The following is a 20,727-nucleotide window of genomic DNA, read 5'->3' as shown; positions in this document are numbered from 1 at the left end:
CCCGCGCCCGGGACTCAGCCCGCCTGCGCCTGGTTGTACAGCGCCTTGGCCTCGTCACCGAAGTACGGCCCGAACATCGTGTTCGGCAGGAAGGTGTAGCCGAAGCTGTTCACCGACGCCTGGAGCCCGGTGCCGGTGGCCTCGTCGAACGAGGTGAACCACGGGCCGCCGCTCGACCCGCCGGTCATGTTGCAGCCCAGTCCGTGGTCCTTGGTGAGCAGGAAGTCCTTCGTGGCGTTGCCGCTGCAGTGGATGAGCTTGCTGCCGTCGTACGGCGAGGCCGCCGGGAAGCCGAAGGAGTACATGCGCTTGTTGTAGCCGCCGTTGAAGTCCAGTCCCTGGCCGCCGACGACGTCCGTGAGCCGCTTCCCGTCGAGCGGGCCCACGACGGCGGCGCCGATGTCGAAGTTCATGTCCTCGCTCGCCGTCCACTGCGGGGTGGAGAGCGTCTTCGCCGCCGCCCACGTGCCGTACGGGGCCTGACCGTCGTGGTAGCCGGGCGCGAACGTCCAGTTGGTGTGCCAGTTGCCCTGGTACTTGACGCAGTGGCCCGCTGTGATCACCGTGCTGCGGTTGCCGCTGGTCACGGCGTCCCCGGAGCAGGAGGCCGTGCGTCCCTGCATGGTGAAGAACACCCGGCCGGACGTCTTGACCACCGCCCCGCCCCCCGTCCAGGGGCCGCCCGCCTGCGGGAACGAGCGGACGTCGGCCGAGGCCCGTCCCGTACCTGCGGCCGTCGGCGCGACGGTGGTGTGCCGTCCGCCCGGCGCGGGGGCGGACGGCGCCGCGATCCGGTCCACGGTGACGTCGAGCGGGGTGGCCGACCGCATCCGTTCCGGCGTCCAGAAGTCGGCGGTCCGCTGCCGCGCCTCCGCCGTGGCGGCTGCGGTGCGCTCGGCGACCGGCGGCGGCGCCGCGTCGGCCGCGCCGGCCGCGAGGCCGGGAACGGCCAGCGAGCAGGCGGCCAGCAGCGCGCCTGCGGCGGTGGCGGTCGTGCGGGGGTGGCGTCTCACGCGTACTCCTTCTGCCAAGGCCGGCGCGCGGGGCGCGCGGGCCGTGTGGGGGCCGGGCCGTGGGGGTGCGGGCCGGGCAGACGAGTGGTGCGGTTTCGACGTGCGTCGGAAAGAGTGCCACGGGTGAGCCCTGATTGACAGGGGCGCGTCAAGTCAAGTCCGGGCGGCGGCCGGGCGATTCGTTCGACGGGCGGGGGTGCGGGTCGCCGAGCCCGGCGCGCGAGGCATGGACGATGACCACGACTCCTTGATGCCTGAGTTGGTGGTGGGCGCCTTCGTGCTCGGTGAGGCGATGTCCTCCGATCTCCAGGCGAAACCGCCGGAGTTGACGCGCCGGAAGCCGGACTCGTTCTGCACAGCGCTGCGCTGGGGCTGCGCCCGGATCCCTGGTGCTGTGACCGGGAAGGTCCGCCGGTTGAGTACGCTGAGCCCGCTGTGGTGGACGAGGAGAGCGGGCATGATGCGAAGACCGTCGATGGACGAGGCCGTGGGGCTGCTCGAGAGCGAACTGGAGGCCGGGGGGCGGGGGCTTGCCGACCTGGACACGGAGGATGCCTGGTCTGCCTATCTCCGGTTCGGCCGACGGCTGTTCGACGTCTCGGGCGCACCGGATGCCGATGGCCTTCTGTTCCAGTACGGGATCTATTCGTTCAACGGCCCTGCGGCGTTCACGCTGAGCCTCACCCGGCAGTTCCAGGTCACGGACGGCCAAGGCGATCACGACCACTTCGTCCAGGTTGAGTGCGAGCTTCAATACGGATTCGCACCAGCCCTGCAGGCTCTGGGCAGCTTCGACTCGTGGTTCTTCCACGGCGCGGGCGACGATCTCGACGAGTGGGCCCGAGGGCTGAGCGGGCGGGCGGCCTGGACAACCATCCGTACCTTCAAGCCCGCCCGGATCAGAGTCTGCCAGGAGCAGGTGTAGGGCCGGAGGGCCGGATCAGGCAACGCTTTGCGTCAGTTCAGGAGGAGTCGCTGGAGTTGCTGGAGTCGGGCGCGAGCGTTTTGCCCGCGACTCCTGGCCGGGTGACGCCGTCGACTGCCACACAGATGCCGAAGACACGGTCGTGGCTGGTCCAGCCATTGACGCGGCCACGGTTGTTACTGATCCGCACCCGCTTCCTGGCGGGGTCCACAGACGACACCAAGTGCAAGTAGACCGTCCCGGCGACACGGGCGAGGACGATGTCGCCGACCTCCAGCTTCGACGGGGCGACCGGAGCGACGACCACCTGCTGCCGACTGCGTATCAGCGGGACCATCGACGAGCCGCTGGGCCGGAACGCCACGGTGGCGCCACCGGCAACCCTGCCTGCCACGGCATCCAATGCACCCATCCGGTGATCGTGACAGATTTCCCTGCACCACCCCACCGATTTACTTCCCCGTGCTCCACCGGCGAGACGAACGATGTCTGCTGCGGCACTGGCTTGGACGGACCAACGCGGCCTGGCTCTCGCCGACCTCGCCGCCACAGCCCCGAAGCCGCGCGCTCGTACCGTCGCTGTGGCTGTCGCTGTCGCTGCTGTCGCTGCTGTGGCTGCCGGATGCCCGGGCGTCCGGCGGGTGGCGTCCGGCGGACGGACAGGCGCAGGGCGCCGTCCCGGCTCGCGCAGCGGACGCGGCCGGAGCCGAACGTGATGTCCGGTGCGGTGCACCCCGTGCGGGGCTCCGCCGTCGCCTCCACCGTCAGGACCGTCTCGCCCAGGGGCCCGGCGAACGGCGTCCCGTAACAGCGTCCCGTCGTCGGCCGGCGCCACCTCGACGCGGCCTGGGCCGGCCTGCCGTAGCCCGCGCGGGGATCCGACCGCTCCACGATCAGGCACCAGTCCGGCCCAGTCCGGCCCGGCCCAGCCCAGCCCGGCCCGGTCAGGGCAGGAGCTGGCGCGTGTGCGAGTCCGCGGCTCAGCGCTGCCGGCGCTCGGGCGGCCAGCCGCGGCCGGTGACGAGCAGCGCGTACGTCTCGGGGCCGAGGACGGTCATGGCGATGTCCGCGGCCGACGCCGCGTGGTGGCCGTCGCGCAGGGAGCCCCCGGTCTTGGCCGCCAGGGCCCGGGCGCGGTGCTCGCCGTCGCCTCCTGGACTCCCGACGGCGTGATGGGCCGGATCGCCCACACCGTCCTGACCCACCTGGACACACCGCCGTCCGGCCCGGCCCCCACCCGCTGGGGCGATCCCGGACAGATACGGCCCTGGTTCGCGCCGCTCCCGGCCGTCGTGCGGACGCGTGTGCGGCACGTCCAGGTGGCGTACCCCTCGGGCGAACACGCCGTGCGCGTCTTCGAGAACAAGCCCGACCCGCTGCGAGCGCACCGTGCGGCCCTCCGGGCCGCCCTGACGGACCTCTTCCGCGCGGGCAACGGGCCACCGACGGCAGCCTCCTGCTGCACGTTCTCTACCTCCTGATTCTCGGACACGTCAGGTGAACCAGGGATCCGGCAAACGCCCCCAATGCCCCCAACGACCCAACTCGTTGCAAAGCAAGCCACCCGGCTGATAACTTCCCAACAAGTTGAAGAGTATCCGGAGGGTGGACGCGTGCTGCAGATCCAGATCGGCCCCGAACGCCCCGCCGGCCCGGGCGATCAGCTCAAGCGCACCACCCTCGGATGGCGACCCGGCATGAGCGAAGACCAAGCCTGGCAAGCCGGCCGCGGCATCTGGAAATTCAACGCCGACCGCGCCCTGTCCCAGAACGAAGTACAGATCATCAACACCCAGGGAACCGTCCTCGCCATCGCCACCATTACCGGCATCTCCAAACACGGTGACCGCTACGCCCTCGAAGGCCGCCTCCTGCGCGGCGACCCACGCGTCGGCCGGCCCACCCCCAGCCCGCACCTGTCCCGCAATCCCGTGACCTACATCTGAAGAAGGTGGCCCGGTGAGTGACTTCGACGCGATCGACTCGCTGCTCGCATCCGTCGGCCCCCAGGCCGAGCTCCCCGACCCCGCCACGCGCCGCGACCTGAGGGAACGGGCCCACCTGTCCAAGGCCCACCTGGCCCGCGTCCTGGGAGTCAGCCCCTCCACCGTCACCGGATGGGAATCCGGCCGGGACCCCGCGGGCGAGACCCGCACCAAATACGCGTACTTGCTCGACGGCCTGGCCGCCAAACTCGCCACCGAACCCGGGACGCCGCCAGCACCGGAGCCGCACCATCAGGACACGGACGACGACGGGGAAACGCTCGCCGTCCCGCCACCGTGCGTCCTGTGCGGCCACCCGGCCACCCGGCAAGTAGAAGGATTCCCCCAGCACCTCACCCCGGCCGACTGCCACAACCCGCCCCCACCCTCCACACCTCCGGCAGCCACCCCTACCCCCGCACCCGCTTCCGCCACCGAACAGAGTCCACCGCCCCGCCCCACCGGCCGCCCCCAGTCACCGGCCCGACGGCCGTTCCGCGAACCCTCCACCCCGGCCGACCTCATCCACGACACCGTCCAGCACACCCTCGCCGAACACGCCGGCAACATGGACACCGCCACCGCGGCACTCCTGAAAAAGGCCATCCCGGACGCGATGCACCTGCTCGACCAGACCCGCAAGGGAGCACGTTACGACGTCATCGCCCACCCCTGGCTCCCCGACATCCTCAAAAAACAGACCTCCCGCGGCGCCGACCAGATCTGGGAAGCCCGCCCCAAATGGACCCGCCACGACCTCCCCCCCGGCCACCACGAAATCACCGCACTCGACATCAACGGCGCCTACCTCAGCGCCCTCAAAACCCACCTCCCCATCGGCCAGCTCGAACACTCCTCCCACCCCACCCACGACCGCCGCCGCGCCGGAATCCACCTCATCACCCCACCCGCCTGGCCACACCAGCACGAACTCCCCAACCCCATCGGCCAACGCGACGAACCCGGCCCCCTCTGGATCACCGAACCCACCCTCCGCCTCCTGCTGCGTCTGTCCGGCCCCCCCTACAACCTGTGCGCACCACCGCAGATCCATGAGTCCTACACCTCCGGCGCCACGGAGAACCTCCTGGAAAAGTTCCGCATCGCCCTGAAGGACGCCCGGGACACGGCCATCGAACAAGGCGACACGGTGACACTGGAGTACGTGAAGGCGATGTACTCCAAATTCGTCTCCACCATGGGCGAATCCAACTACAACCGGGAGCTCTACCGCCCGGACTGGATGCACATCATCCGCTCCCAGGCCTTCGCGAACCTCTGGATGAAAGCCCTCAAAGCCCACAACGAGGGCCTGACCGTCGTCCGCGTGATGGGCACCGACGAACTCCACGTCATCGGCGACTGGCACCGTGTCTTCGCCGAAGGACGCGGCGTGACCGAAGTCAAAATCAAAGACACCTACACCGCCGGAACCGATCCCACCACAGACCAGTAACAGCAGCGGCAATAGTGGCCCACCCTCAGTTCCACCAAGCCGAGTTGAGAAGACGGATCAAGGCGGTGATTAATCCCGTGCCGCGGAGCCGGACGCACTGACATACTCCGCGCCGTGACAACTGACCACCGCCCCGGCCCGACTCTGACCACCGGCGAGCGCGATACCCAACTCAACGACCGGTTGACCGAGGAACTGGTCGCCTTCAACACCGCCGCCACAGGTGAGACCGACCGCGGCACGCTCTCGGTCAAGGTCACCGACGAAGCGGGTGAACTGGTCGGCGGACTCGCCGCATGGACCTGGGGCGGCCTCTGCGGCATCGAGCTGTTGTGGGTCCGCGAGGACAGCCGCAAAGACGGCTGGGGCAGCAGAATCCTGCAGGCAGCCGAGACAGAGGCACGGCGACGCGGTTGCGATCGCATCACCGTCTCCTCCTTCACCTTCCAGGCCCCCGGTTTCTACCAGCGCCACGGCTACACCGAGACCGGCCGAACCCTGGGCATCCCCGGAGGCCACGCGGATGTCCACCTGTTCAAGTCGCTGACCGACCCGACGCATCGCACCGCCTGGGGTCTGTCCGGGGGCTTGAGGCCCTGGGGTCGAAGCATGATTAACCTGCAGGTCCGTAGTGAGAACGGCAGGGTTGAGGCTCGATCCGAGCATGGTGTGGCCTGGGGAGCGGAGTTGGCCGCTCTTGACCAGTCGGTGTTCCCGATGCTGGGGCACCTGCTGCCCTATGCGGACACTGTTTTCAACAGCCGCCAGGTGGCCACCTTGCTTGAAGAACTATCGCGGCTGCCGCAGGGTGTGGTCACCCAGGAGTTCACGCGTGAGCTCCTGGACCTGGGCCAGATGGTTCTCGACGGACAACACCTCTACCTGTGGTTCCTCGGAGACTGAAACAACAGGTCCACTCAACCCCTGAGTCAAAGCGGGATTGCGACCGTAGTGACGGTGCCGTGGAGGACGTAGGCGCCTTTGTCATAACACGTGGTGGTGGCCCGGTGGTTCTTGAACCGATTGATCGCCTGTTCGGCCTCGTTGCGGCGCTCGTAGATCTCTGCGTGAAGCCGTTGTCAGACCGCCGTTGCTTCCGCGACGCTTGCGGTTGGCTCGCTGGCTCTTCGCCCTGTACGACACCGGCGACGGCAGTCGTCCTCACTGATCCACACTGATCCACGTGGTGAAGCCCCACGGGTTGTAGATCTGTAGCTTGTCGCCTTCGTGGGCGACTTATGAGAGCACGGCGTGCCCCTCGCGGTTGCCCTGCTCGTCGCGCCCCTGTACGCCGAGAGGCACGGGCTGGCCGTTGGCCACGGCCTTCTCGATTCCTCGCAGGGCGTTCTGGCGTGCCTGGGGGTCGGGCATCCGGTGGTACTCGTATGTGGCACCTGTGCGTGGGTCGAGTGATGACCGTCGGCCAGCGACGCCTTCACCGCCGCCAGTTCTTCAGCCGCATCGTCGATGCCGGCCCCTCTGGCTGAGTACGGCCTTCTGTTCAAACCTCAGATGGCGTCCTTCCAGCTTTCTGCTGCCATCCAGAAGCCCACCACCAATCGATACGAGATGTCACAGGTCCACGACCGATGACCGCTCCGCATCGTACCGAGCCGATCACAGATAGGGAGGGGCCGGGTCACCCACACACGACTGGCCCTACGAACACCACCGGGCCCTGGTTCCGGTCACCCCGCTCACCAGTGCTGTCCAGCCCACGGGACCACATCAACAGGGGCGGCTGATCGCCTGTCGTGCTGCGCACGTCGCGGCAGGCGTATGTGGGGCAGAATTTCGGTCATGGATTTTCGGATCGAGTGGCCTGAGCCCATGGACGAGTACGACTGGGCGATTCAGGAGGCCAAGGGCTGGCTGGAGGTGACAGTCGCGTGGGACGGTGGCGGGCAAGCCGTCGAGGTGTACGACCCGGTTCGACTTGCGCAGTCAGTAACCAACGAAACTGCCCGGCTCGGGCGGTTCACGGCCGGGCGCCTGCTGGTGGTCCCGAGTGTGACGCGCAAGAACATCGAATCTGCCATCTCCGCGATCGCGGACGAAGGTTTCTTCGATCACGGATAGCCCGATGCGGTGCGGCGTCCTGGAACAGCCCCGTCAGCACCAAGCAGGACCGCTCGAAGCCGCGGTTGACGGCGTGCCCGTCGATCCCCTGCCCGGTGCCGTCCACGGACTTTCGCGCTGCACGCTGGGCTTCGCGGCGAGGGCGGACAAGCCCGCCTCGGGCTCGGACAGGATGCCGCGGGCGACGGGCTTCTTGAGCTTCGAACGCATCCCCTCCGTGTGTCGGGGATCGGTGTCGCTGTCCGGAGCCTGGCGGATCTCCCTCGCGCGCAACCGACCGGCACCACCGGTGAACACCGCAATGATCTGCGGGTAACCAGGCGTGATTGGGGCGCGGGTGAGCGTGCCGGGCTCGGGGTCGGGAGAACCACAGGACAGGCACGGCTCCGGGCGGAACGTACCGATGGTGGGTGCCGCAGAAGTGTCAGGAGCGCCCACCCGGTGCGGACAGGGGTGTGCCGCGCATCGGGACGGCTGCCGCGAGGGCGGCGATGAGGTAGACGGCGCCGGCCGCGCCGAAGGCCCAGGCGTAGCCGTCGATCAGGTCGGTGCGGGCCGCGGCGACGGACATCAGGGCGGCCAGGCCGACCGTGGGGCCGAGTTCCATCGCGGTGTTCATCACGCCGCCCGCCAGGCCGGCCTGGTGCGGGGGGACGTCCGCGGTGATCAGGACGGCCGAGCCGGAGAAGACGAGGGAGGTTCCGGCCGGGAGCAGGAGGAGGCCGGGCAGCAGGCCGAGGGCGTAGGAGGTTTCGGGACCGATGCCGGCGAGGAGGGCGAGCCCGGCGGCTCCGGTGACCAGACCCGCGATGGTGACCCGGCCGGCGCCGAATCGGCCGACCAGCGGTCCGGCCGCGTAGTTGACCGCGAGCAGTGCGACGGTGAACGGGACGAACGCGCCCGCTGTGGCCAGTGGTGACCAGTCGCGTTGCTGCTGGAGGTAGAGCGAGAGCACGAAGGTCACCAGACCGGTGCCGGCCGCCGCCAGCAGGATTCCGGCCAGGCCGGTGAACCGGCGCGGCTCCAGCGTGAACCCGGGCGGCAGTAGCGGGCCGCGGACGCGCCGTTCGACCGCGGCGAACGCGACCAGCAGCGCGGCGCCGACGGCGAGCGGGACGAGGACCTCGGCCGAGGCCCAAGGGTGGTCGCCGCTGAGGATCAGCCCATAGCTGCCGATCGAGATGCCGAGCGTGGCGAGGACGGCGCCCGCGGGGTCGAGGCCCGGGCGGGCGGAGGACGGCGTGCCGGGGCCGGCCGGCAGCAGCCGCGGAGCCGTGGCCAGGGCGATGACCGCGACGAGGACGGGGACGGCGAACATCCACCGCCACGACACCCAGGTGGTGACCGCCCCCGAGGTGAGGGTTCCCACGGCCGCGCCGAGGACGGACACCCCGCCCCAGGTGGCCATCGCCCTGCCGAACGCGGCGGGGGCGGGGAAGAGGGCGCGCAGTACCGCCAGGGCCGCCGGCGCGGTCAGCGCCGCCCCGACGCCCTGGGTGAAGCGCACCGCCACCAGCGCCTCGAAGGCGGGGGCGAACGCGGCCGTGGCGGAGGCGAGTGCGAAGACCACCAGCCCCGTGGTGAACATCCGCCGCCCGCCGTACCGGTCCGCGAGCCGTCCGCCGAACAGCAGCAGCCCGCTGTACGGCAGCCCGTAGGCGGCGTTGACGAGGACCAGATCCGACGGCCCGAGCCCGAACTCCCGTCCGATGTCCGGCAGCGGCACCGCGATGAGGGTGATGGTGAAGATCAACGTCGCCTGGACGACGGCGAGTACCGCGAACCCGAGTCCGGCGCGGGGCGACGGCGCGCCGTGATCCGCCGCCGGTCCCGCTCTTCTTCCCCTTTCCACGCGCCCGGCAGGAAGGGGAGGTTCGTGCTCGGTGGTGCTGTCCTCGGTGGTTGCGGGCATGCTGAAGGTCTCCTTGTGTCCGGTGCGGGACCGTCGCGGGGACGGTGTGGGGAAGAGGGGCGGCGGGTGAACTAACTCGCCGACGGGATGAGCCGGCCCGCGCGGTGGTCCTCGACGGCCCGTGCGACCTCCTCGTCGACCAGGTCGTGGTTGATGGCGAAGGCGGCCGCCGCACCCATGCCGGCCGCCGTGACCACCTGCGCGCGCGGATCGGCGACATTGCCGACCGCCCAGACCCCGGGCACGCCGGTGCGGCCCGAGCGGTCGGTGGCCACCCGGCCGTCGTCTTCCTGCGCGCAGCCCAGACCGGTCAGGAGACCGTCGTGGGGCACCGGGCGGGGGAAGACGAACACCGCCTCGCGCGGGACCACACTGCCCTCGACCAGTTCGACGCCGCGCAGCCGGCCGCCGTCCACCACCAGCCGCTTGAGCACACCCTCTGCGACCCGCACACCACGCGCGGCCAGCCGCTCGCGCTCGCCCTCGGACAGCGCGAGGGTGTGCGGGAAGTACACGACGTCGTCCGACCACTGCCGCAGCAGCAGCGCCTGCGCCACCGAGCCCGGGTGGGTGCCGAGCACCCCGAGCGGCCGGTCGCGGACCTCGTAGGCGTGGCAGTACGGGCAGTGCAGCAGGTCCTTGCCCCACCGCTCCCGCACACCGGGCAGCGCGGGCAGTTCGTCGCGCATCCCGGTGGCCACGAGCACCCGGCGGGCCCCGAGCACCGCTCCGCCCGCCAGGCGCACGGAGAACCCCGGGCCGATGTGGTCCGCCTGCCGCTCGACCAGGTCCACCTGCCCCTTGATCAGGTCCACACCGTAACCGGCGGCCTCCTCCCGGCCCACCGCCAGCAGATCCGCCGGGGACATTCCGTCGCGGGACAGGAACCCTCTCATCTCGGCGGCAGGCGCGTTGCGCGGCCGCCCGGCGTCCACCACCGCCACCCGCCGGCGCGAACGTCCCAGCACCAGCGCGGCGTTGAGCCCGGCCGCGCCCCCGCCGACCACCACCACGTCGTATCCGCGGTCATCGGCCGCCTGCTCGTGCACCTTCATGTCGCTCATGGGCGATCACCTCCGCCCCCAGGCTGCGGTCGCCGTGCCTTTTTCGGCGACTGTTGTTGCCGTTTCCGGGACAAGGGGGCGAGGGGACGACGGGGCGAAGCCCTGGACAGCGCCACCCGCCAACCACCGCCCGCCTCGCGCAGCGGATCGCCCCGCACGCCGCCGACCCGCTGACCGACGAGATCACCGGGCACCGTTGGCAACCCGAGGCCAGCCGTCGCCCACCCGAGTCGCATGATAAACCGACAAATAATCAGTAGGGGTTAAATCCCTGCAGGGCCTCTATATGGCTTTGACACGGTGCGCTGTCATATCCGTGCCAGATCGCCCCGCTCGTCTCGTCGCACCCATCAGGGGAAGGCAGGAACATGGGCAGATTCAGGTACGGAACCACGGCATCGGTCATCGCGCTGGCCGCCTCGGGGCTGCTCGCGGCCGCGGGAGGCACGGCTCACGCGGAAGCGGCCCAGGACACCATCAGCATGCTGAAGCAGGAGAAGACCCAGTGGTGCTGGGTCGCCTCCGGACTGACCATCGCCAAGTTCCAGGGCTACGGCTCCACACAGACGGACTTCTGCAACCGGGCCCAGCCCTACTACGGCTGCAACAACCAGCCCGCCACGCTCGACGACATGGCCAGGGCCTGGAGCAGCCTCGGTATGGCCCACCCCGGCTCGGGCCTGAACAGCGCGGCCACGTTCAACCAGGTGTACACCGACGTCAAGGCCGCCCGGCCGATCGGCGCCCGCATCGGATGGACGTCCGGCGGCGGCCACATGAACGTGGTCTACGGCTTCGACACGTCGAACAACACGATCGCCGTGGCCGATCCGTGGCCGGACACCGCCACGTACACCTGGTGGAACTACAACGACTACGTGAGCAACAGCTCGTCCAAGTGGACCCACTCCCGCATCGGCATCTCCCGCTAAGGCAGGCGACATGCGCGACACCAGCGGCACCAGCGGCAACAGAACGTCCAGCAAGCGGGCGGCCTCTCGCTTCTCCCGCCTGTCCACCGTCCTCGCACTGAGCGCGTCCGCACTGCTCTCCACCCTCTGCCCGGCCCACGCCGCCCCGGCCAAGGACCCGCTGCCGGCCGACATCCCGGACTACCAGGCCGCCCTCGACGCGGTGAAGTCCACGGCCGTCCACAACGCCGTCTGCCGCTTCCTGAAGGCCCCGCTGCCCAGCGGCGGCACCGGCGGGCCCGTACAGACGATCCCCGAGACGGCCGAGCCGTGCCAGGGTCTCCCGGCCTTCACGATCAAGGACCCGCTGGCACTGAACGAGATCGCCCCCGGGTTCGTCGCGGGCACCTCCCAGCCACTGCCCACCGAGGCGGTCAAGCTCACGCAGCTGGTCTCCTCGCTGAGCACCACCGTCAACGGCCGCAACGCCACCGTCATGCTCGCCCCCACCCAGGGCGGCGGCTGGCACCTGGCCGCCGTGCGCGACGGCGACAGCGACGCCACCTACGCAGGCAAGGCCACCGTGGGCACCCTGGTCTTCACCGAGCCCCAGATCCGCGGCTGGTACCAGCTCAAGCTCAACACCGTCGAACCGCTCAACGACCAGGCCCGGCAAGGGCTTGGCGGCCAGGCGTCGATGTCGCTCAGCGACTACCAGAAACTGGTCAAGGCCCGCTACGCCGACAAGCTGCCCGGTTCGGAGTACGACACCAAGGGATACTCCAGCGGCTCCAGCCCCTCGCACAAGGCGGACGACTCCTTGTCCTCCACCCCGCTCCTCGCCGGCGGTTCCGGCGCGGCACTCGCCCTCGCGGCAGGTGCCGCCGCCCTCCGCCGCCGTCACCGGCGCGCAAACACCGGCTGAGTCCGACCCCGCCCCACCCCGTACGTCCCCTCCCTCCGCCCCGGCAGCCGGCCGGGGCGGAGTCATGGGTATCGGGCGCCGCACTTGGCCGGCCTCGCGGCCGCGCCCGCGTCCGTATCCCGCGCACACACTCTGGTGGATGAGATGTCACCGCGATGGACGATGACGACTGCCGCGAGGCCGACGGCCAGGCCGAGAGCGGTCTGCGGACCGAACGGTTCGCCCAGCATGAGGGCTCCCCAGACCGCCGTCACCGGGGCCATGAGGAACATGAGCGTGTTGACCTCGGTGACTCCGGAGCGCCTCAGGATGAGCCAGTACAGCCCGTATCCGCCGAAGGTCGACAAGGCTATGAGCCAGGTGATGGCTGCCCAGAATGAGAGCTCGGCGGGTGGCTTCGCGGCTCCGGCGCTCACGGCAAGTGCCGTGAAGATGACGGCACTGGTGGTGCAGTGCACCGTCAGCGACACCGCGGGCGCGACCCGTGCGCGGGAGCGGCTTTCGAGGAACGTGGCCGCTACCAGCGAGAACATGCCGGAGAAGGGGATGAGATAGGCCCACCAGGCCGTACCGGTGCCGACCGCGGCATCGGCCATGGTGACGATGGCGACGCCGCTCACCCCCAGGCACAGGCCGAGCCACTGCTTGTGTGAGACGTACTGACCCAGCAACGGTCCGGCAAGTGCGCCGGCGACGAGAGGCTGGACGCCGTCGATCAGGGCTGTGGTGCCGCTGGAGACCCCGAGTTGGATCGCGTAGTAGACGGTGAGCAGGTAGCCGCTCTGCGACAGCATGCCGATCAGAGCCTGCCGGGCCACATCCCGTACCGCGAGGTCCCGCCACGACGTTCTGGTGACGGCGGCAATGGCGATCAGGATGACGGCCGGCGGCAGGAAGCGCCACATGAGGATCGTGACCGCGGACGCACTGCCGGCGCCGAGCCCGGCTCCGATGAACCCGGAACTCCAGCAGATCACGAAGGCGATCGAGAGCAGGAAGTTCACGCCTCACCCTCCACTAAACAGATCGGTATACCCATCGACCGACTATACAGGTCGGTATACTTCTGAGGTATGGGCACTACTGAGGGGCCGCGACGGATCACGATGACGCCCGCCGCACGGCGCGCTCTGGAGGCCGCCGCGAGGCTGTTCTACGAGCGCGGCATCCATGCCGTCGGGGTGGACCTGATCGCCGCCGAGGCCGGGGTGACGAAGAAGACCCTCTACGACCGGTTCGGTTCCAAGGAACAGATCGTCGTGGAGTACCTCGCCGACCGTGATGAACGCTGGCGGGCCTTCCTCGCCGAGCACCTCGACGCCGCACAGCCGGCGCCGGAAGCGCGCGTCCTGGCCGTCTTCGACGCCTCACGCGCGTGGTCGGTGAAGAACAGTTCCAAGGGGTGCAGCATGGTCAACGCTCACGCCGAGATCAGCGATCCGTCCCACCCGGCCCACCCGATCATCACCGGGCAAAAGGAGTGGATGCTCGCCCTGTTCACCGATCTAGCCGGAGACATCGCCCCGGGCGGGGCCGCCCAACTGGGCCGGACGCTCATGCTGCTTCACGAAGGGGCGCTCGTCGCCCACGGCCTGCACATCTTCCCGGACCCCATCGGCCATGCCCGCGAACAGGTGCGAACTCTCCTCGCCCTCGCAGGGGGCGCCGCAGCATGATGACCCCGTGCCTTCCCTGACGAGCCTGTCACTGCGCCCCTACGAGCCCACCGACCGGACACCGCTCCTGGCCCTGATCGACGCCGACCGGCTTCCCGGGCAGCCGCGAGCCACCGCCGCCATGCTGGTGCGGGCGATGCAGGGCAGTGCTGCCCAGGAAGACCCCTGGTGGGGCGAGTACGGACCGCCGTCTGTTCAGGTGGCTGTCGATGCCGGCGGGGCCCTCGTGGGGGCGGTCTCGTGTGCGCGGCGCGCCGAGGACGACGCCGGGCTGATTCAGTGGCTGCACTGCCGTGAGGACGCGGCGGTGGCCGAGGGGCTGATCGCTCATGCGCTGACCGCCTTGCCGCCGCGCCCTGTTGAAGCCTTCCAGTTCGCCACCGCGCTCACGCAGGGCCTGGAGGCGCTGCCGGTTCGCCATCGGCCCGTGACGCGGGCGGCGCTGGAGCGTGCCGGGTTCGCGGGGGAGCGTCTGTGGCGGTACATGCGCGCGGAGTTGCCGCGTCCGGAGCTGCCGCGAGCCGTGGGCCTTGACATCGTGGACGATACGGAACGCCGGGCGGCGCGGAGGTTGCGGGTCCGGCGTGAGGGGCGGACGGTTGCCGAAGCGGTCGTCGGGCCGCCGGTTCAGGGGATCGGCGTCCTGTGGTGGATCGAGGTCTGCGCCGAGGCACGGGGGCGTGGTCTGGGGCGCGCTGTGCTGGGTTCCGCCCTCGCAGCCCTGGGCGACTTGGGTGCCGATCAGGTGGTCCTCTATGTGGACGATGACGAGCCGCCCGGTGGTGAGCGTGACCGGACGGCCGCCAACGCCCTGTATCAATCGGCGGGGTTCACCGAAGTCGACCACTTGTGGTCGTACAGCCTGCACCGGGGCGCCGCTACCCCAGGTCGAACGCGTTCCGTAGCCCCAGCCCCAGCCGCACCTCGTCCTGGCGCTTGAACACCTCCAGCTCCGGCGCCCGGTAGAGCGGTGTGATGGTGCACCGTTCGGCAGCCGAACCCGCCTCGTCGAGGAGCGCGTTGACCGCCGCGCGGGCGGAGGCGTTGGCGCCCTCCATCGTGGCCAGGTCGATGTCCGTGGCCACGTAGTCGCCGGCGAGGTAGAGGTTGGGGATCGCGGTGCGGGCCTGGGGGCGGTTGGCCCAGGTACCGACGGGGTGGATGAGGAGCTGCTCGTCGTTGGTGGCCTCGGGGCCGCCGAGGCGGACGGCGGGGTCCAGGAACCAGGAGTGCAGGGTGGAGTCCTTGAGCACGGTGCGCCCGGTGTCGTTGAGGCCGGCCTTCAGCTGCGCCCACACCTCGCGGGCGACCTCCTCCCGCGTGCACTGCTTGGCGGTCTTTCCGTAGAGGATGCCGGGCTTGTCCCACTCGGAGACGTCGCAGGAGAGGCAGTCGGCGACCGTGCCGTCCCCGTAGTCCCGCCGGAGGTCCCGCCCGGGCCAGAACTGCGCCTGCGCGATGGACGTGATCGACCAGGCGGAGTCGATGTGGTTGACGTGTCCGTGGATCACCGGAGTCGGTTCGGTGAGGTAGAACTGGATGCCCGTCATCCAGTCCGTGCGGAGCGCGTCGCAGCGCGCGAGCCGCGGGTCGGCGGCCCGTACCCGCGCGTTCCAGGTGGTACGGGCGTGCTCGACCGGCATGGCGGAGACGAAGTGGTCGGCGGTGACGGCCCGTCGGGCGCCGCCGGGGTCCTGGAGTACGGCCTCGGCGATCCGTCCGCCGTCCGGCCGCAGGTCGCGCACCTCCCATCCGGTGCGGAACTCGACGCCCAAGGACCGCAGGTGGGTGACCCACGGGTCGATCCACGCCTCGTTGGTCGGGGCGTTGAGCAGCCGGTCGGGAGGGCCGTCCGCGCCCCGGCCCAGGAGGTTGAAGAGGAACGCCTCGGCGCAGGTCGCCACGGTCTTGGTGCTGGCGACCTCGGCCTTGGTGGCCACGATGTTGCGGGTGAGGCCGATGCACAGCAGCTGCCGGTAGTTGGCCGACATGCGGGCCGCGCGCGTGAACTCCCACCACGGGGTCCGTTCCCACTCGGTGTGCCGGCGGCGCTCGCAGCTCGTGAACCAGACCAGTAATCGCCCCGCGAAATAGGCGATCTCATGGGCGGGGAGCCCGGCCAGGGTCTCCAGCAGGGCGGTGAGCGCCCTCCGGAGCTCGTCCGGGGTGAGGACCGGCGGCGGGGTGACGGTGCCGCCGAACGGGAAGCGGATGTCCTCCCGGCCGGTACGGGCGATCATCATCTCGCCCGGGGCCACCAGGTTGTCGTGGCAGCCGTTGCGGTTGCCGGGGAACGGGATGCGGCGCAGGGTGTCCGGGAGGTTGTGGTAGATCCCGGGGATGAAGCGGAAGCCGTGCTCCCCGGGCAGGGGTCTCCGGCCGCCGCGCGCGCTGCCGGGCACGTCCATGCTGCGTGCCTTGCCGCCGAGGGCGTCCTTGCGCTCGTACACCGTCACGCGGAAGCCCCGCTCGGCCAGTTCGTGGGCGGCGGTCAGCCCGGCGACCCCGCCGCCGAGCACCGCGACCGTCCGGCCGCCCGCGCCCCTGCCGCCCCTGCCGCTTCCTCCGGGGGACGCGGCACGGGCCGTCCCGCCGAGCGCCGTGGCGGCGGCCGCGGCCGTGGCGCCACCGATGAACACCCTGCGCGTGCTGCCCTTGCTGCCCTTGTGCTCCACTGTGATCACAACCCCCTACCGGCGGTAACGTGTCGTGTGGCGCAGGAGCTTAGGGGCGTCCCACCTCCCCCGACAGGAACCGTGCACGGGCAACACGAGGATGGCCGGAACCCGCCGTCGGGGTGATTGAAAGGCCGCTCCGAACCCGTCGACCATGGAGGGGACCGGTGACGGGCGGCCGCGCCCGGGGGAACCGGGCAGGAGGCATGGTCTGTGGGACTGCGGATCCATTTCGGCAGCGACGACTTCGTCAGGACACGGCTGGCGCAGACGCCCGACCCGATGTGGGAGGTGCTGCTCAGCCTGCACATGCTCCAGACCAATGACGGCCCGCTGGTGTTCGACCAGTGGCGGCGCGACCTGCGGAGCAGACTGGACCCCGCCGCGCGCCGCCTGCTGGCCCTCGCCCCGCCGAGCGGGTACTCGCCCGACTTCCTGACCCCGGCGGCCGGCGCGGGCGGCCTCGACCTGGGCCTCAGCGCCCTGATGTCCACCCCGCGCGGCCGGCTGCGGGACGACCTCACGCGGTTCGCCGTCTCGCAGGGGCGGACGGCGCCGTGGATGCGCGGCATCGCCGAAGGCGACCCCGAGGCGCTCAGGGGGCTGGGGGAGGCCGTCCAGTCGTACTACCGGGTGGCGCTCGCCCCCCACTGGTCGCGGGTGCGTGCCGAGGTCGGCGCCGACCTGGCCGCCCGCAGCCGGGTGATGACGGCCGCCGGCCTGCCCTCCGGCGCTTTCGACCATCTGATGCGGACCCTGCACCCGACCCTGGAGTGGCAGTCACCGGTACTGATCATGCACGGGCCGCATGTGGAGGGGGACCTCCACCTCGACGGACGCGGACTCCTGCTGCTGCCCTCGTTCTTCTGCTGGCGGAAGCCGACCGTGCTCCGCAGCCACGACCTGCCACCGGTCGTCGTCTACCCGATCGAGCACAGCCCGCTCCAACTCGCCCCCGGACGCGGGCCCGGCGGCCGTGACCGGGGGAGCCAGGGACTCGTCGCCCTGCTCGGACGGACGCGGGCGACCCTGCTGGAGGCCGTCGCCGAGGGCGGCACCACCACGGAGCTGGCCCGCACCGCCGACATCGCCGCCGCGACCGCCAGCCACCACGTCTCCGTCCTCCGCGAGGCGGGCCTGCTGATCACCCGCCGCGTGGGCGGCGCCGCCCTCCACACCCTGACCCCGCTCGGCGTCCAACTCCTCAACGGGCGCCGGGTGGCGTGATCGTGGCACGCCGCTGACCTGGCGCATTAGATCCTGGTCTTATGCGGTGGCCGGAGGGTCCGCTCTGCTGGAAGCTGGTTCCCAGGGGGATGCGGGGGAGAGACGGGGGACCGACGTGACAGGACGTGAGCCGGGACGTGAGCCGGGGAGGTCCGGAGGGGCGTGCACCCGATGAAGGGGGCACGCTCCACCGGCCCCGAGGTGCCGACGGGGGTGACCGCGGGAGTCGCCGTGTACGACCGCGGTTCGGGCACCTTCACCGAACGGCTCGACCCGGACCAGCGGTTCCGGTCGGCGTCAGTGGTGAAACTGCTGATCGCGCTCGACCACCTGGGGGACCGCGGTCCGGACGCCCTGCCGCCGGACGACCGCACCCGGCTGGCCGCGATGCTCGCGAGCAGCGACGACGACGCGGCCGGCCACTTCTGGGAGCGGAACGGGGGATCCGGCGTGATCACACGCATGGTCTCCCGTCTCGGACTGACGAACACCGCGGGACCGCCCGCGGATTTCCCGGGCCACTGGGGATATTCGGCCATCACCGCGGCCGACACCGTGCGCGTCTACCGCCATCTGCTGGACGCGGCGCCGGAGCCCGTCCGCACGGCCGTGCTGGGGCCGCTGCGGCGGGCGACCCGGCACGGCACCGACGGATTCGACCAGTTCTTCGGCATACCCGCCGCCTGCGCCCCGCCCTGGGCCGTGAAGCAGGGCTGGTCCGGCTACCCGCCCGCCCGGCCGGGGTGCGGCGGAACCGCCGGGGTGGACCTCGGCCGGCCCGCCCTCCACACGACGGGGGTGGTGGGGGCGGACGACCGGTGGATCGTCGCCGTCCTGACGCTGCACCCGGTGGGGACGTCGTACGAGGCGGCGTACGGGGCGGTGACGGGGATCGTGCGGTCGCTGGGGGTGGGGTAGCCGTTCTTCGCAGCGGAGTCCCGGTGTTCAAAGAAGCATGGAGCCCGTGACAGTGACCACCGGTCCGTGAGGTGCCGGACCGAAATCGGGGAACTCGACGGCCGGGCCGAGTGCCCGATAGTCCTCGACCCGGCGGACTCCGCAACCGCCGCACGTCATCACGCCTTCACTGGTTGTCCACTCCTCGGCGGGATGAGGACACGGCCCTCTCGTCAGCGATACGGATCGCCGCACGGTGAGCGAGATTCTCAGGGCGGCCGGGACGACGGGCGACGCCGTCCGGAGCCGGTGCGGCGTCACGGCTGCCTCATCCACGCCCGCCACCCCCGCTTGACGATCTCCGTGTAGGAGCTGTGCGACGGGTTGGTTCTGACGTGCTCCAGGATCCACAGGGTTCCGGACTCCTGGGTTGTGCTGCGAGCCGATCCCTCACCGCACAGATCGCACTCCTGGGCGTACGTCAACGGCTTCGCGTCCGGCTCGCCATCGGGCTGAACGGTCCAGTCCACACGCTTGATGACGCTGCGAGGGCTCATGATTCACCGACCTCGCGGCGCGACGACGTCGGTGGTTCCTGGCGCGGTCTCGTGTCCTGCTCGTTGCTGTGCGGCATAAGCGCCCCTGGTGGTCGGTGGCTGTCTCGCCACCACCATGCGATGTGGCACCGCCTCGGCCCAGGGACAGGGCGTGCGAGTCCCCGCAACAGCTGGGACGCGGTGTCCTACCTAGCCCTCGACTTCCAGGCGGATCGCCAGGTCCCTGATGGGGGAGTTGCGCCGAAGCTCGCGTTCCCGCAGTTCGGCGACGAGGTGCCGGGATGTGGCGTGGTACCTCATCCACTCGGGAGCTGTCTGCTCTGCGACGAGCAGAGCCCGCGTGGCCGCGCCGTCCCTGCGCATCTCGGCGTGGGCGAGGGCACGGTCCAGGAAGTGCCGGGCACGCCATGTGGGTGGGAGGCCGGACACCTGGGGTATGCGCTTGGCGTGACTGAGGGCCTTGTCCGGTTTCCCCATGTCCACGTATGCGTTCACCATGGCCACTCCGGCGTTGGTCGGCCCGAACGGCGTCGCATAGTCGAGCCGGTCCACGCCCACGCGTGCGGCGGCCGCGGCGGCCAGCGAGAGCAAGTCCTCAGCGGTGTCGGGACGCTCTCCCCGGACGGCGGCGGTGGCGCCACGGAGCAGCAGGATTCCCCACATCGAGAGGTCGATGGGCTCTGACCTGAACCCGGGGTCGATGCGCTCCGCCATCCGTACTGCCACATGCTCGGCGTCCGCGACACGGCCCTGCTTGGAGAAGATCCAGGACAGGGAGGACACCCCGATGATCTCCAACCGGGGGTCGTCGGACTGCTTCGCGGCGGCCATGGACCGCTCCAGGGCCGTATAAGCCGCGTCCTCCTTGCCGAACGCCGTCAGGGTCGTGGCGGCTACCTGGTACGCCTCGGCGAGCACGGCGAAGGAAGCCGCACGGTCCTTCCCCGTGTAGGCGCGTACGGCAGCACGCGCATCCGCCAGGAGTGTCGGCAGCACCGCGGTGATCTTCGTCAGCTCGCCCAGGCGCCGGATCCGCTCAGTGCCTCGGAGGCTGTCCCGGAGCTGGGCCATCGTCGGCGGCTCCCAGTCCTCGGGTTCGCCGAGCCCTGGGAATTCCCACGAAGGGGTTACCGATTGCCGAAGCGTCAAGAGGCTCGGAGGCTCGGTCCCATGGGAGGGCTCCAGCACTGTGGGTGCTCCGAGAAGGACGGATGTCTCCACGTCCAGCGCTCGGGCGAGTTTGTGGAGCGTGGCCATGCGGGCCGTAAACCGTTGGTTCTGCTCCAGCTTCCGTACCGTGTCCACACTGAGCCGCGCCGCCTCCGCGAGACCTTCCTGGGTCAGGCCGCGCCGTACCCGCAGTTGCCCCAGCCGGTCACCAAGTGTTGTCGCCATGTCCCCGCCTGTCCGCAGAACAGAACGTCC

The 20,727-nt window shown here is 70.4% G+C and carries 23 protein-coding genes and 1 pseudogene; 12 read left to right on the top strand and 12 right to left on the bottom strand.

Features of this window, described 5'->3' with window-relative positions:
- Positions 1-14 precede the first annotated feature (14 nt).
- The gene (locus HN013_RS05395) at positions 15-1,013 is read right to left on the bottom strand and encodes a serine protease (protein WP_171163509.1); all 999 of its coding nucleotides are present in this window, start codon (positions 1,011-1,013) and stop codon (positions 15-17) included.
- Between the two features lie 226 nt (positions 1,014-1,239).
- On the opposite strand from HN013_RS05395, the gene HN013_RS32735 reads away from it, so the two are divergent.
- On the top strand, positions 1,240-1,938 hold the full coding sequence (locus tag HN013_RS32735) for a hypothetical protein (RefSeq protein ID WP_249374747.1): 699 nt from the start codon (positions 1,240-1,242) through the stop codon (positions 1,936-1,938).
- Positions 1,939-1,975: 37 nt separating this feature from the next.
- Here HN013_RS32735 and HN013_RS05385 read toward each other — a convergent pair whose 3' ends face one another.
- Both HN013_RS05385 and HN013_RS32730 read right to left on the bottom strand, forming a co-directional pair.
- A complete protein-coding gene (locus tag HN013_RS05385; RefSeq protein ID WP_171163507.1) occupies positions 1,976-2,350 on the bottom strand; it encodes a S26 family signal peptidase in 375 nt (124 codons plus the stop codon).
- A 568-nt stretch (positions 2,351-2,918) separates the two neighbouring features.
- Entirely contained in the window at positions 2,919-3,128 is a 210-nt protein-coding gene (locus HN013_RS32730; RefSeq protein WP_249374746.1) for a hypothetical protein, read from the bottom strand.
- Between HN013_RS32730 and HN013_RS05375 the strand changes: the two genes are divergently transcribed.
- From HN013_RS05375 to HN013_RS32725, 4 genes are all read left to right on the top strand, one after another.
- Positions 3,111-3,419, top strand: coding sequence for a hypothetical protein (locus tag HN013_RS05375; protein ID WP_171163505.1), 309 nt, complete (start codon positions 3,111-3,113; stop codon positions 3,417-3,419). The genes HN013_RS32730 and HN013_RS05375 overlap by 18 nt on opposite strands.
- A 132-nt stretch (positions 3,420-3,551) precedes the next feature.
- On the top strand, positions 3,552-3,884 hold the full coding sequence (locus HN013_RS05370; RefSeq protein WP_171163503.1) for a hypothetical protein: 333 nt from the start codon (positions 3,552-3,554) through the stop codon (positions 3,882-3,884).
- A gap of 13 nt (positions 3,885-3,897) precedes the next feature.
- Complete coding sequence (locus tag HN013_RS05365) at positions 3,898-5,379, top strand: helix-turn-helix domain-containing protein (protein WP_171163499.1); 1,482 nt, start codon at positions 3,898-3,900, stop codon at positions 5,377-5,379.
- Between the two features lie 114 nt (positions 5,380-5,493).
- Positions 5,494-6,282, top strand: coding sequence for a GNAT family N-acetyltransferase (locus HN013_RS32725; protein WP_312018501.1), 789 nt, complete (start codon positions 5,494-5,496; stop codon positions 6,280-6,282).
- Between the two features lie 333 nt (positions 6,283-6,615).
- On the opposite strand, the gene HN013_RS33600 is transcribed toward HN013_RS32725, so the two are convergent.
- On the bottom strand, positions 6,616-6,750 hold the full coding sequence (locus tag HN013_RS33600; protein WP_283247516.1) for a hypothetical protein: 135 nt from the start codon (positions 6,748-6,750) through the stop codon (positions 6,616-6,618).
- A 459-nt stretch (positions 6,751-7,209) separates the two neighbouring features.
- Between HN013_RS33600 and HN013_RS05350 the strand changes: the two genes are divergently transcribed.
- Entirely contained in the window at positions 7,210-7,458 is a 249-nt protein-coding gene (locus tag HN013_RS05350) for a hypothetical protein (protein WP_171163497.1), read from the top strand.
- A 424-nt stretch (positions 7,459-7,882) separates the two neighbouring features.
- Here the strand turns inward: HN013_RS05350 and HN013_RS05345 are convergent, their stop codons facing one another.
- Positions 7,883-9,370: an MFS transporter gene (locus HN013_RS05345; protein ID WP_171163495.1), complete on the bottom strand. Its 1,488-nt coding sequence runs from the start codon at positions 9,368-9,370 to the stop codon at positions 7,883-7,885.
- A 71-nt stretch (positions 9,371-9,441) separates the two neighbouring features.
- Positions 9,442-10,434: an NAD(P)/FAD-dependent oxidoreductase gene (locus tag HN013_RS05340; RefSeq protein WP_171163493.1), complete on the bottom strand. Its 993-nt coding sequence runs from the start codon at positions 10,432-10,434 to the stop codon at positions 9,442-9,444.
- 368 nt (positions 10,435-10,802) lie between these two features.
- On the opposite strand from HN013_RS05340, the gene HN013_RS05335 reads away from it, so the two are divergent.
- Together HN013_RS05335 and HN013_RS05330 are read left to right on the top strand one after the other, a co-directional pair.
- Entirely contained in the window at positions 10,803-11,366 is a 564-nt protein-coding gene (locus HN013_RS05335; protein WP_171163491.1) for a papain-like cysteine protease family protein, read from the top strand.
- A 10-nt stretch (positions 11,367-11,376) separates the two neighbouring features.
- Positions 11,377-12,270 (top strand): hypothetical protein, encoded by an 894-nt coding sequence (locus HN013_RS05330; protein ID WP_171163489.1) that lies wholly within the window; start codon positions 11,377-11,379, stop codon positions 12,268-12,270.
- Positions 12,271-12,332: 62 nt separating this feature from the next.
- On the opposite strand, the gene HN013_RS05325 is transcribed toward HN013_RS05330, so the two are convergent.
- Complete coding sequence (locus HN013_RS05325) at positions 12,333-13,274, bottom strand: DMT family transporter (RefSeq protein WP_171163487.1); 942 nt, start codon at positions 13,272-13,274, stop codon at positions 12,333-12,335.
- Between the two features lie 69 nt (positions 13,275-13,343).
- Here HN013_RS05325 and HN013_RS05320 point away from each other — a divergent pair, with 69 nt between their 5' ends.
- Positions 13,344-13,946, top strand: a complete 603-nt coding sequence (locus tag HN013_RS05320) for a TetR/AcrR family transcriptional regulator (protein ID WP_171163485.1) — start codon at positions 13,344-13,346, stop codon at positions 13,944-13,946.
- A gap of 7 nt (positions 13,947-13,953) precedes the next feature.
- On the top strand, positions 13,954-14,886 hold the full coding sequence (locus tag HN013_RS05315) for a GNAT family N-acetyltransferase (protein WP_212763985.1): 933 nt from the start codon (positions 13,954-13,956) through the stop codon (positions 14,884-14,886).
- Here the strand turns inward: HN013_RS05315 and HN013_RS05310 are convergent.
- Positions 14,825-16,627: an FAD-dependent oxidoreductase gene (locus HN013_RS05310; RefSeq protein WP_398978585.1), complete on the bottom strand. Its 1,803-nt coding sequence runs from the start codon at positions 16,625-16,627 to the stop codon at positions 14,825-14,827. The two genes, HN013_RS05315 and HN013_RS05310, sit on opposite strands and share 62 nt — an antisense overlap.
- A 207-nt stretch (positions 16,628-16,834) precedes the next feature.
- Between HN013_RS05310 and HN013_RS05305 the strand changes: the two genes are divergently transcribed.
- Together HN013_RS05305 and HN013_RS05300 are read left to right on the top strand one after the other, a co-directional pair.
- Complete coding sequence (locus tag HN013_RS05305) at positions 16,835-17,848, top strand: helix-turn-helix transcriptional regulator (protein ID WP_171163483.1); 1,014 nt, start codon at positions 16,835-16,837, stop codon at positions 17,846-17,848.
- 171 nt (positions 17,849-18,019) lie between these two features.
- Positions 18,020-18,766 carry a hypothetical protein gene (locus HN013_RS05300; RefSeq protein ID WP_212763984.1) on the top strand — a complete coding sequence of 249 codons (747 nt, stop codon included), beginning with the start codon at positions 18,020-18,022 and terminating at the stop codon, positions 18,764-18,766.
- Between the two features lie 27 nt (positions 18,767-18,793).
- Here HN013_RS05300 and HN013_RS34095 read toward each other — a convergent pair whose 3' ends face one another.
- The 4 genes and pseudogenes from HN013_RS34095 to HN013_RS32715 form a co-directional block, all read right to left on the bottom strand.
- Entirely contained in the window at positions 18,794-19,000 is a 207-nt protein-coding gene (locus HN013_RS34095) for a DUF6255 family natural product biosynthesis protein (protein ID WP_398978582.1), read from the bottom strand.
- 62 nt (positions 19,001-19,062) lie between these two features.
- Positions 19,063-19,302 carry a hypothetical protein gene (locus HN013_RS05295; RefSeq protein ID WP_171163481.1) on the bottom strand — a complete coding sequence of 80 codons (240 nt, stop codon included), beginning with the start codon at positions 19,300-19,302 and terminating at the stop codon, positions 19,063-19,065.
- Between the two features lie 189 nt (positions 19,303-19,491).
- On the bottom strand, positions 19,492-20,373 hold the full coding sequence (locus HN013_RS05290) for an XRE family transcriptional regulator (RefSeq protein ID WP_249374789.1): 882 nt from the start codon (positions 20,371-20,373) through the stop codon (positions 19,492-19,494).
- Positions 20,374-20,520: 147 nt separating this feature from the next.
- Positions 20,521-20,697: pseudogene (locus tag HN013_RS32715) on the bottom strand (helix-turn-helix domain-containing protein); the annotation flags it as partial.
- Positions 20,698-20,727: the final 30 nt, after the last annotated feature.

Source organism: Streptomyces sp. I05A-00742 (genome assembly GCF_013055795.1).
Lineage (GTDB): Bacteria > Actinomycetota > Actinomycetes > Streptomycetales > Streptomycetaceae > Streptomyces.
Note: the sequence above shows the minus strand (reverse complement) of the source record. Positions and strands in the feature narration are given on the sequence as shown.